The 12,054-nt window shown below is 35.5% G+C and carries 8 protein-coding genes; 4 read left to right on the forward strand and 4 right to left on the reverse strand.

Translation table 11 applies throughout. The features are described from left to right. Positions 1 to 861: 861 nt before the first annotated feature. The 3 genes from FPG59_RS09275 to FPG59_RS09285 all read left to right on the forward strand — a co-directional run bounded on the left by FPG59_RS09275 (position 862) and on the right by FPG59_RS09285 (position 6,942). On the forward strand, positions 862 to 1,962 hold the full coding sequence (locus tag FPG59_RS09275; RefSeq protein ID WP_086454335.1) for a Fic family protein: 1,101 nt from the start codon (positions 862 to 864) through the stop codon (positions 1,960 to 1,962). Between the two features lie 546 nt (positions 1,963 to 2,508). Then, positions 2,509 to 5,757: a LodA/GoxA family CTQ-dependent oxidase gene (locus FPG59_RS09280; protein ID WP_176330729.1), complete on the forward strand. Its 3,249-nt coding sequence runs from the start codon at positions 2,509 to 2,511 to the stop codon at positions 5,755 to 5,757. Positions 5,758 to 5,778: 21 nt separating this feature from the next. Further along, the gene (locus FPG59_RS09285) at positions 5,779 to 6,942 is read left to right on the forward strand and encodes a tryptophan 7-halogenase (protein ID WP_086454336.1); all 1,164 of its coding nucleotides are present in this window, start codon (positions 5,779 to 5,781) and stop codon (positions 6,940 to 6,942) included. An 89-nt stretch (positions 6,943 to 7,031) separates the two neighbouring features. On the opposite strand, the gene FPG59_RS09290 is transcribed toward FPG59_RS09285, so the two are convergent. Continuing rightward, positions 7,032 to 7,721 carry an SIMPL domain-containing protein gene (locus FPG59_RS09290; RefSeq protein ID WP_086454337.1) on the reverse strand — a complete coding sequence of 230 codons (690 nt, stop codon included), beginning with the start codon at positions 7,719 to 7,721 and terminating at the stop codon, positions 7,032 to 7,034. Between the two features lie 48 nt (positions 7,722 to 7,769). Next, positions 7,770 to 8,408: a rhomboid family intramembrane serine protease gene (locus FPG59_RS09295; protein WP_086454338.1), complete on the reverse strand. Its 639-nt coding sequence runs from the start codon at positions 8,406 to 8,408 to the stop codon at positions 7,770 to 7,772. A gap of 112 nt (positions 8,409 to 8,520) precedes the next feature. On the opposite strand from FPG59_RS09295, the gene FPG59_RS09300 reads away from it, so the two are divergent. Continuing rightward, positions 8,521 to 9,390 (forward strand): lysophospholipid acyltransferase family protein, encoded by an 870-nt coding sequence (locus FPG59_RS09300; protein WP_086454339.1) that lies wholly within the window; start codon positions 8,521 to 8,523, stop codon positions 9,388 to 9,390. 85 nt (positions 9,391 to 9,475) lie between these two features. On the opposite strand, the gene FPG59_RS09305 is transcribed toward FPG59_RS09300, so the two are convergent. Beyond that, on the reverse strand, positions 9,476 to 10,960 hold the full coding sequence (locus tag FPG59_RS09305; RefSeq protein WP_086454340.1) for an aminotransferase class V-fold PLP-dependent enzyme: 1,485 nt from the start codon (positions 10,958 to 10,960) through the stop codon (positions 9,476 to 9,478). A 220-nt stretch (positions 10,961 to 11,180) separates the two neighbouring features. Next, a complete protein-coding gene (locus FPG59_RS09310; RefSeq protein WP_086454341.1) occupies positions 11,181 to 11,960 on the reverse strand; it encodes a membrane metalloprotease in 780 nt (259 codons plus the stop codon). Positions 11,961 to 12,054: the final 94 nt, after the last annotated feature.

Raw genomic sequence — 12,054 nt, forward strand, 5'->3', positions numbered from 1 at the left:
ATCATAACCTTTTTTTTTGAATATAAAAATTTTGACAATGAAGGTAACTGGATAAAACAAATAGAATTCAGAGAAGGAAAAGCGAGATTTATTTCAGAAAGAAAAATAGAATACTACAAAAAAAATTAGGCTAGAAGCTAGAGTTACATTGCGAGCGTTCTTCGAATAATGAAACACTCGCTGAACGGAACCAGTCACTCGCAGAAACGATAGAGTTATTATAAACTTTAGATAAACATTGTTAAAGGTAAATAATGGTATTCCTTTACAAACACTAAAAAAAGAGTAGCACAATTATTAGAAGTTAAGTATACTTTTAATAATTGTGCTACTCTTTTTTTAGTGTAAGCTAGGTAATTTTGCTAAGTGTCAATATTCATCATTCTCAAAATGATAGCCGTTAGCAGCAATTTCCGTTAAAATTCCAGCTCTTTTTGCTTGCACAAATCTCCAGTCGGCTAGTTCAAGTTGTGTCAATCCTACCTTTATTTTGATGGTCTTTAATAAAAGTACCTAAATCAAAATCATTCATTTTCTAATGTTTTAATGATTAAACACGTATTTCATAGACACCTACAGCGTATATCATCAAAAACCTTATTATTTTACTGTTATAGCGGTAAAATAATAATTAGAACGTAACATAGCATATAATTATAGAAACAAAAAGAACTTATTACTGTTAAGGCAGTAAAAATTGATTGAAAAAGAAATTTATACCCAATTCATGCTTTGCATCTCGTTTCGCTGTTCGCAATTCCAACTAATAGTTCTAAATTTTCAAGTGCGGTGAAAAAACAGTTTAATCACCGCATTTTTTGCAGAGAATAATCGCTATATTTACCGCATCAAAGAAAAAAAATGGCAATCTACATACACCAGCTTAAAAATTGGCCACATTTACAGTGGAATGAGCAAGAATTTATTTCGTTATTAAGCGAAGTACGTCACTTGCAGGGTAAACTTATGGGCAAAGTAGAAATGTTAGGTTTCGAATTAAAAGATGAAGCTAATTTAGAAAACTTGATTCAGGACGTATTGCAAACTTCTGCCATAGAAGGAGAAATATTAAACCCAGAACTCGTTCGCTCCTCCATTGCTACAAGATTAGGATTGGAATATTTTGGTTTAGAACAGTCTGATAGGCACGTTGAAGGAATTGTAGAATTAATGTTGGATGCCACTCAAAACGATAATAAAATAGTTTCGGAGGAACGCTTGTTTGGTTGGCATGCCGCCTTGTTTCCAACAGGAAGAAGCGGCATGTATAAAATTGAAGTTGCTAACTGGCGTTTAGGTCCCATGCAAGTAGTTTCAGGAGGTATGGGCAGAGAAAAAATTCATTACGAAGCTCCAAAAGCCGAGAATGTCAAATACGAAATGAAACAATTTATAGATTGGTATAATAACGAACAAAATCTGGAACCCCTACTCAAAGCAGCTGTAGCACATCTATGGTTTATAACAGTACATCCCTTTGACGATGGAAATGGAAGGATTGCAAGGGCAATTACGGATATGCAACTTTCTAAAGCGGATGGTGTGAACCAAAGGTTTTACAGTATGTCAACTGAGATAAATCGACAAAAGAAAAACTACTATACAATATTAGAGCAAACTCAAAAAGGAGACTTAAATATAACAGCGTGGATTATTTGGTTTTTAGAATGCTTAAAAAACACTATGCTGTCTTCGAGTATAATAGTGGACAAGGTGGTTAAAAAACATCAGTTTTGGGCTAAAAATTCAGGTTTGATAAATAATGAACGTCAGTACAAAATACTTGCAAAACTAATGGATCATTTTGAAGGCAACTTAACTACAAGTAAATGGGCTAAAATGGCAAAAACGTCTCCAGATACTGCATTAAGAGATATTACTGACTTAGTAAGCAAAGGAATCCTAATTAAAGCTAATTCAGGAGGAAGAAGTACCCATTATATACTAAAAGACCTTACTTAGCTTACAAATGAGCCGATTAAATTACTTAATCAGCTCATTTTTCATAAATAAGATTATAAAACTTTTCAGTCTTTTCAAATCACGAACAAAACAACAATCAAGGCTCCACCACTGTTGTAATTATGCACCCCTCTAAAGCTTTACAAATACTGATAAATTAGATATTGTATTGGGAAGTAATTTTCACCAGCACTTTCCTCCAAATATTCTGGCTGCCTATTCCTGCTATTCACTACAAGTCCGCGGGAATCGCCTTAAAAACATAAACCCAAAACGAGCTTCCGTTGGTCGCTGTTTTGGGTTTTGTTTTTATTGGGCTCCTACCCTTGCGGGCTTTTCGTTGCTATCAGGGGCAGAATGACGAACTACTGTAGAAAACTATCAGATATTCGTTTCTTATCTCATTTTTAAACTACAAATTAGCATTCCTTTATTTTATTAGAATTAAAAAATTTATTCTGTTTTTTAAAAATCAAGTATTTATACGCAAGGATAAGCTTGCTAAAAATACTTACTTTGGTATACAAAAAACTAAACAATCACTTTATGACTAAAAAAGCAAACAAACCAGAAAAACCAAGCACTACAAGCACAGCTGAAAAAAAATCAGCTTTATTAAAAACAAAACCTACAGCAAATAATGTTGCCTGTTGGGATAGTGATGGCAACATAAATGTAGTGACGCAACGACTCGAGGAAATGTTTGTCGAACTTGGACAAAAAACCCGTATCGAAAGCGGACAGCAGCCAGCTGAACGTCCCGTTTTTCGCAAACAACACGGCATTGGTTACGGAACTTTTACAATAAATAAAGATATTGATCCAAAATATAAAATCGGTATTTTTGCAGGTAGCTCTTATGAATGTGCTGTTCGTTTCTCTAGCGACACCAGCCCTTCTTCACCAGACTTGCATTCTACCTTAGGTATTGGCTTAAAACTTTTTGGTGTTGATGGTCCTAAACTTTTGGGAACAGGAACTAACGCTGATTTCATTTTTCAAAACATAGATCGTTTTTTTGCTCGTGATGCACAACAAATGTGCAGTTTTACTACCGCTGGAGTTATCGATAAAGATTACGATTCGTACATCAATAAACATCCAAAACTGGCGTCCATTCTTAACGCCATGAACAAAGAAGAAGCTAGTTGTTTGAGTGCGACATATTGGGCAATTCTTCCTTTTAAGTTAGGGGAACAACAAATTGTAAAATACCGCCTAGTTCCCGAAGATACGTACCACGGAGCACCTTTTGACGATAATAATTATTTAGCACTCGACTTACAACAACGCCTTCGAACTAAATCAGCAAAATTTCGTTTTGAAATTCAGTTACGCACAAACGATAAAACCATGCCTCTAGACGATGCGCAAGCCGTTTGGAGCACTGAAGAAAGTCCGTACATAGCTATTGCAGAATTGTATTTCCCTGAACAGGACATTTGTGCAATTGGTCAACCTGAATTTGGCACAAATCTTTCGTTTAATATTTTCCGTACACTAAAAGAGCACGAACCACTGGGTTCTATTGCAGCGGTTCGAAAAGTAGTTTATGCCGCTAGTTCAGAGGTTCGTCATCAAGCAAACGGACAATCGACTCAAGAACCAGAAAAAGTGAACCGCCCTTTCAAAGGCAATGTGGACGAAAATAGTGATTGCATTGTCAAAGCTGGAATCTATCCGCCTATAGGTGTAACGCGTGTAGGAAATAGTGAAAACGAGTACTTTATCGGCCCGTTAGTTTCTGAGCCTGTACCAATGTCAAGCGATAATGCGTACCGCGATGCTACTGGCGCCCTAAAACGACAAGCCGCACAATTTAGAATATACGGTTTCAATGCAGCAGGAAAAGCCATCAAGGAGTTAACCGCTGAGAATTCTAAAATTGTTTGGCATTCTCATTTAGCCAATCAAAAGGCTTCTTGGTACCAATTTCAAATTGCGCTAGACATTCCAGATGCTGCTGATGCGCCACCTTCATTACTTCGAAATATTGATGTAAAAGATAGAAACTCACTCATTATTGATGGTGGTTTACAAACAATAAACAAACCAAATGTAACCTCAGGACATCAGTTTGTAGGTAAATTTCAAGAAAAACCAGTATATCTTGGCGAAATGCGCACTGATGAAAAAGGACGCTTACTTATGCTAGGTGGGCATGGAGTTTCTGAAAATTTAAAAGGAGATATTGCCATAACTTTTGCCAATAACGAAGGTTGGTATGATGATATTTCAGACGGACCCGTTACTGCCGAAGTAGAATATAATGGTGTGGCACTTAAAGTAGATCCAGCTTGGGTTGTTTGTGCGCCGCCTGATTATGCTCCTATGCAAAAATCAGTAAGAACCATGTGGGATTTAATGCGCGATGTAGCGGTAAGTTCAGGTATGATGCCACGCCCAGTTCGACCATCATTTACTAAGGACATCTTGCCCATTTTTGAACGAATGACAAATTTACAATGGGTCAACGCAGCCTTTGCAGCAGCTTTTGGTTGGGGCGGACAATTTGACTACACCACCTCTAAATGGAAAGTAAGATTAAACGATCCTTCTTCAGCCAATATCGAAATGCGACGTACGATTTCAAATAGTTTTAGAAGATACGGCACCTCAGGAGCAGAAGCACCTCAATTATGGCCTTGGCTTTATGGTGATGCCATTAGTATTCCATCTGTAGGTTCTATGAGACAAAACTCTGTTTTATCAGATTTACAATTGTCTTTTATAGACCAATGGGTCAAAGGAGATTTTGATGCTGATTACATAGACATGACGGGTTGTCCGCATGTACCTGAACCTATAACTTTAGATAAATTACCCGTTGCCGAACAGCCAGATATGATGACTAAAGCCGCAATGGAATTTTGTTTGGCAGATGCTTTTCATCCTGGATGCGAAATGACATGGCCTATGCGAACTGCTGGTATGTACTCCGCACCATTTAGATTACTTCATGCTCCAAAAACGCCTCTAGTTGACAGCAGTTATTATGGTCCTATGATGAATAGCGATGTATTTACTATAGCCAAAGGACCTTTATTAGGTGGGCAAGTTGCTGGTGGAATTAGTCGCTGGATGGCTATCCCTTGGCAAACAGACACTGCTAGTTGTAGAGATGGATACACCTCATCGTACGACCCTTATGTTCCTACGTTTTGGCCGGCTCGTGTACCCAATAATATTTTAGACGAAGAGCGTTACAATGAAGTAATAAATGACAACAATGCCGAAGAAACACGCAAGCAGGCCTTTGCTTTCCGTAAAATGTGGTTAGACGATTTACCGCTTGACGGCCAGGATCCAACCTACACGAATCAAATTAATAGTATGGTAAAATACTTTGACAAACTGGCGATTGTACAACCTAGAAAAGGAGTACCAAACAATGAGAATTTCCCTCCTGAAATGCAAGTAGGAATTACACCATCTCCAGCACAAGAAGCCACTTTACTTAAAGAAGCCATCAAGGATTTAGAAACTATCTTAAAAAACAAAAAGTCACTGAGTAAAGGTGTTCAAGATACACTTAAGGCCGCAGCAACAGAATTATCACATAAAGAATTGTTTACAGAACAAGACGTATTATCTAATGCTAAAGATCAATTGATTGCTTTAGTTGAAAACGAGTTGTCTAATGATTTTGCCGCTACGCCAAGTGTACAAAAATTGCTAAATTTACTGAATTCAAAAGCTTCTGCATTAACTAAAGCCAAGCATCCTAGTAACAATAAAATAAGCTTAGCAGGCACAGACAAAGGGAACCGTTTCAGACGTTATTCACCAAAATAATTATATAAAGGCATTTTACCAATGAATAAAAAATTGGCTACAAAAGTAGATATTGCTATTATAGGCGGTGGCATTGCAGGTTGTACTGCAGCCATCGCTTTATCTAAAAAGTATACAGTTGCTTTAATTGATAAAACAGCACAACCTGTTGATCGTATTGGCGAATGTTTGCCACCTGCTGCAAGACGCATTTTAAAGCAGCTGGATTTATTAGAAGGTTTAGAAAACAAAGGCTATCCTACTAACCAACAAATACAACAGCAAAACACAGGAACGCAATCGTATTGGGGTAGTGACACGAGCACAATTGTAGATCATTTGCGCAATCCAGATGGTTTTGGCTGGCAATTGAACCGAACAGAATTTGAAGTCTATTTACGATCCAATTCTGAGCAACGTGGTGTGAACTGTCTTTTTGGATATAAACTTCAAACTGCTACTTATGATAATGATCTGTGGACTATTGACATCAAAACCTACGAAACGACTCCAGAACCTATTGAATCATCCATAACTGCAAAATTTGTTATAGACGCTAGTGGTAGACAATCCCATTTTGCTCGAACGTTAGGTATCAAACGCGACATCATTGACAAACTTGTAGCTACTTGGGCCATAGTAGAGAATCACGAAACGATTACAATGAGCACTATTTCATCTTGTGAAGAAGGCTGGTGGTACAGTGCACCCCTGCCCAATAATAAAAGAGTTATTGCATTTCAAACCGATGCTGATTTAATAGAACGAACTCAAATAAAAAGTGCCGATTCCTTTTTACAATTGGCAACAGCCAATAAACAGATGGCTAGTATTCTTTCAAAAAATAAGCAACCCATACAATTTCATGGTACGGTGGCTGCTAATTCTAGTAAGCTTCATGAAGTAGCAGGAAAGCAATGGGCAGCACTTGGCGATGCTGCAGTAAGTTTTGATCCACTTTCTTCCCAAGGCATGTTTAACGCCATGGCAAGTGCGCTACAGCTTACAGATCTCCTGCAGAACTATCAAATAATTGAAGAGACAAACAAGGCTCAAGAGGCAGTATTTCAAGAGATATACACGCAACAAATGAATCAAATTTGGGATTATTACCTCAAACATAAGTCTTATTTTTATGGACAAGAACAACGCTGGCCTCAGTCTGAATTCTGGAAGAGAAGACAATTAGCATCATCAAATATTTAAAAACTTTGAGTGAAAGTAAATCGTTAAATCTATTCACAAAAAAAACGGAACTAAAATAGTTCCGTATTTTATTTAAAGTATAGGCCTTTTTATTCCAATATAAAATTTACCGTAACATTAGCTGTAATATTTATTTCTCCTATTGCTAAAGTTTCTCTAGGTTCTGATGCATCCATGCGCTCCATGCTTTTCATTGAAGCATACATAGGCTGTGGATAATAAGTTTGAGAATTATCTGAAATTACGAGTGCCTTCCCTACTTTTTGTCCTAAAACCGATACATAATCTTCTGCTTTTAATTTGGCGTCTTTCATAGCAAGCTTTCTTGCTTCTGATTGATATTGCGCTAGCTTTGAGGATTGAAATACTACGGCATCTATTCTATTAATTCCTTGTTCTACTAAACCTTCCATCAATTCATCATACTTTGATAAATCTCTTATAACAATTTCAATGGTTTGAACTGCATTGTAACTGTGTTTCTTTTTTTCATAATCATACTGCGGATTCAAAGCTACGCGTTGCGTTTTGAAATCCCCTGCCGGTATGTTCATTTTTTTTATAAACTTGATTACAGCATCAATTTTTTCATCATTTCCTTTTTTAACATCCTTAGCTACATTCCCTTTGGTTTCAACCGAAACATTAATAGTGGCTTGGTCTGGGATAACTTTTACTTTTCCTTCTCCATTTACATTAATTTGAGGCGTAGGTTTTACATCTTGACCATAAGACAATGAGATAAAAAATATACTGAATACTGCTATTGCTTTTTTCATTTTTAACAATTTAAAGGTTATTACAATTACTTTCCAAAAGTTATGCCATTATAGCTTACCTAGCTTTACCATTATAAAAAGAATTACAATAGGAATGGCTAAAACAATAACCATCATTGTATTATCTACAAACATTGTAGGTTGTTTTATTAAAGTAATTAGATAACCGCCTACAGCTCCACCAAAATGTGCCGTATGGCCAATGTTGTCATTCTTAGCACGCATACCATAAATAGAGTACAATAAATACAAGATCCCAAAAATATAGGCTGGCATTGGTATTATAAAAAATATTCCTAACATCATATCGGGTTGCAATAATATAGCTGAATACAATACTCCTGTAACAGCTCCAGAGGCGCCTACTGCTCTATACCCATAATCATTGTTATGAAAAACCATAGTAAGCAAACTCCCAAAAATAAGGCTGCCAAAATAGATCAATAAAAATGAAAAATTACCCAGTTGCCCTAATACTACTGGAGCAAACATCCAAAGGGTAAACATATTAAAAAACAAATGAACCATATCTGCATGTAAAAAACCAGAGGTAATCATTCGGATTTGTTCTCCAGCTTTGATACTTCCTACATGAAATTCATATTTTCTAAAAAAAGACAAGTCGTTAAATCCTTTGTAACTAAACAATACATTAACAATTATTAATGCTAATAAAACAGTATTCATATTCCGTATTTTTTGTGATGGGTAAAGATAGTAATTCTCAAATACTCATTCACGAGCAAGGGAAATTATATCTTCAATCAAAATTAAGTTATATTTGTAAAAAAAAATCTGCATGCAGTTACTTGTTTTTATATTAGCGTACCCTTTTCTTTGGTTCATCTCTATTTTACCTTTTCCTATGTTGTATGGCATATCGAATGGGGTTTATTTCTTAATGTATTATGTCATTGGTTATCGTAAAAAAGTAGTTCGTGCTAATATTGCATTGGCTTTGCCGCATCTTAACCAACAAGAACGTTTGCTTATTGAAAAGAAATCATACCATCATTTATGTGATATGTTTCTTGAAATGACCAAAACACTTACAATTTCTTCTGAAGAAATGAACCGAAGATTTGTAATCACAAACGTAGAACTCATTCAAGAATATGAAAAAAAAGGCAAAAGTATTATGCTTATAGCTTCACATTATGCAAGTTGGGAATGGTTAATCACGCTTAATCAAAAAATAAGTATTCAAGGAGTTGGTGTATATAAAAAACTAGGAAATATTTATTTTGACAAATTGGTTCGAGATATTCGATCTAAGTACAATACTCAATTAGTACAAACCAACAAAACGATTCCGTTAATATCAGAGAATTACACCAATAATATTCAATGTGTATATGCACTTGCCAGTGATCAATCACCAAAAGCAGATCGAATATTTCACTGGGAATCCTTTATGGGTGTTGAAGTTCCTGTACATACTGGTCCTGAAATGCTATCAAAAAAATATGATATGACAGTTGTATTTGCAAAGGTTAAAAAAATCAAACGTGGTTATTATGAACTCACTATCATTCCTATTGCAGAAAATGCAAAAGAGCTACCTGATTTTGAAATCACACACCGTTACATCAAAGAAGTTGAAAAACAAATAATTGAAGCACCTGAATACTATTTCTGGACTCATAAACGATGGAAACATAGAAGATAATTCTAACAGTCTCCGTTTTCAGTCTTCAGTATTGAGTCTTATTTCTGTTTTAACCTTTTTTTACAAATAGCAATTTTGTAATTTATTAAGAGAACCAACTTGTCACAAGATTATCCTCTAGTGGCTGAGCTTCTTTATGAACAAACTCATTGCTAATTGGGTTGTAATCATAATCTAATGCCCATGTTGCATGATTTTCGGCTAACGCTTTGATTCCGTTACACACGTATTCAATTTCAGCTGTGGTAGTAGTAGGATGCACAGACATCCTGATCCAACCTGGCTTTCTAATTAAATCTCCAAGAGAAATTTCGTCTATCAATTTATTTGAAGTCTCTTGGTCAACATGCAGTAAAAAATGCCCGTATGTTCCGGCACAACTGCACCCTCCACGCGTTTGTATCCCAAATTTATCGTTCAATAATTTTACACCCAAATTAAAATGCAGGTCTTCTATAAAAAAAGAAATAACACCCAGTCTATCTTGATGTTGAGCTGCTAAAATTTTAATATTTGGAATTAATCCTAATGATGAAAAAATATATTCTACGATTTCGTGTTCTCGTTTTAAGATTTGATCTACGCCCATTTGTTCTTTGAGCTGTATGGCTAATGCTGTTTTTATAACTTGTAAAAAACCTGGAGTTCCCCCATCTTCTCGATCCTCAATATTATCAATGTATTTGTGTTCTCCCCATGGATTTGTCCAGCTTACAGTTCCTCCTCCTGGATTATCTGGTACAACATTTTGATATAATTTTTTATTAAAAACAAGGATACCACAAGTCCCAGGACCTCCTAAAAACTTATGCGGAGAAAAGAAAATAGCATCTAAATAAGACTCTTGATCTTCAGGGTGCATATCTATCTTTACGTAAGGACCTGAGCAAGCAAAATCAACAAAACAAAGTCCGTTATGTTGATGCATTAATTTTGCCACTTCATGATAAGGCGTTTTGATACCCGTAACATTAGAGCATGAAGTGATGGATGCAATTTTAAAAGGTCTTTCTTTATATTTATCTAGTAAAATCAATAAGTTTTCTATGCTAAACAAACCATCTTCAGTGGCTGGAATTACCTCAACATCAGCAATTGTTTCTAGCCAAGACGTTTGGTTTGAATGATGTTCCATGTGCGAAATAAAAACAATCGGCTTTTTTTCGGCAGGAATCGTGATAAAATTCTTTAGATTTTCAGGAACTTTTAAGCCCAATATTCTTTGAAATTTGTTCACTACACCTGTCATTCCGGTTCCATCTGTTATGAGAACATCATCTCCACTTGCATTCACATGGTGTTTGATAATATGTCTGGCTTTGTGATACGCCTTTGTCATGGCAGTCCCAGAAATGGTGGTCTCAGTATGTGTATTTGCAACAAAAGGACCAAACTCATTCATTAACTTTTCTTCAATTGGTCGATACAATCGCCCGCTAGCAGTCCAGTCTGTATAGATGATTTTTTGCTTTCCGTAAGGAGATTCAAATTCTTGGTTTAACCCAATAATGTGCTCTCTAAATTGTTCAAAATAAAGCTCTAACTCTGTTTTTGTAGCTACTGCATTCATGACCTTCTTAATTTACATCAAAGATAAAGGTTTTATTGTAATTTCTCCAAATTGAAATTTATAGTAATCCTTAAATATCCTTGATTTGAACGCTCTATTTTTTAAATAGTACAGAAAAAAAATATCATTTGTAAAAATAAATTTAAAAATATCGAAATACTGTGCATTAAAAAACAGCTTTAAAAACTAAGAAAAAGTTTACTTAAAATAACGCTTTTAATTATCTTCCTCCATTCGCACGAAGGTCTGCAATACATTGAGCATCTAGCTGAGGTTCATTTCCAGATGTTCCCATACTACCTAATGCAGCACTCAAATCAAATGTCCAATACATTAGGCACGATTTGTTATTACAATGTTTAGGATTATCAGTGTCTTCATGGTTGCTTTGCATGGCTGTACCAAAATTTGTTAGCCCTAAAACATGTCCAAATTCATGAGTAATTACTGTGGTTTCCAGTACGCTTCTGTTGGGTTCAAAAGCACTATCACTCAAACCATGGAGCGTTTGTTCATAAATAACAAATGAAGTATTGCGATAAGCAGTTCCTAGTACAAATGAATTTCCAACATCCTTATCTGATTTTCCATCTGCAAAAAAAGCCCAAACCGCAATTTGGTCTCCTGAATTGTATTTAATTCTATTAGCATCCTCAATAGCTACTATTTCCTCGTTTGAATATGGTGCTGTTCCTGGCGAAAGAATTCCACGTTTTATAACAGTAATACCCGCTGGCTTGAAAGTTCTAGCATTTAAAAAATTAACAAAGTTTGTTATGGCCGCAGTACTAGGTTCAAAACCATTTACGTAGACCACTTCAATCACCAAACTTTTAAATTTCCTATCTGATAATAAATCATTTGCAGAGCTACCGGTTTGCTGTTTGTTCAAATTTTTATCAACTGTAACAGCATCAGGACTAGAATTATTTTCATCACTTGAACAAGAAGCAACAAATAGAAATGAACACAAAACCAGAAGTGCGGAAATTTTTTTCATAAATATAAATTTTAAATCTTTTTTATTTCGTTTTACAATTCGTCTTTATTATACAACAGAAAAATCGAAAACCCTTTTCAAACTAAGTATCATC

Origin of the sequence: Flavobacterium sp. FPG59, assembly GCF_002150205.1 — a bacterium.
Classification (GTDB): Bacteria; Bacteroidota; Bacteroidia; order Flavobacteriales; family Flavobacteriaceae; genus Flavobacterium.

Coding starts and splice junctions, on each gene's coding strand:
- FPG59_RS09275 (WP_086454335.1), top strand. CDS start 862: ATGGCAATCTACATACACCAGCTTAAAAATTGGCCACATTTACAGTGG.
- FPG59_RS09280 (WP_176330729.1), top strand. CDS start 2,509: ATGACTAAAAAAGCAAACAAACCAGAAAAACCAAGCACTACAAGCACA.
- FPG59_RS09285 (WP_086454336.1), top strand. CDS start 5,779: ATGAATAAAAAATTGGCTACAAAAGTAGATATTGCTATTATAGGCGGT.
- FPG59_RS09290 (WP_086454337.1), bottom strand. CDS start 7,721: ATGAAAAAAGCAATAGCAGTATTCAGTATATTTTTTATCTCATTGTCT.
- FPG59_RS09295 (WP_086454338.1), bottom strand. CDS start 8,408: ATGAATACTGTTTTATTAGCATTAATAATTGTTAATGTATTGTTTAGT.
- FPG59_RS09300 (WP_086454339.1), top strand. CDS start 8,521: ATGCAGTTACTTGTTTTTATATTAGCGTACCCTTTTCTTTGGTTCATC.
- FPG59_RS09305 (WP_086454340.1), bottom strand. CDS start 10,960: ATGAATGCAGTAGCTACAAAAACAGAGTTAGAGCTTTATTTTGAACAA.
- FPG59_RS09310 (WP_086454341.1), bottom strand. CDS start 11,960: ATGAAAAAAATTTCCGCACTTCTGGTTTTGTGTTCATTTCTATTTGTT.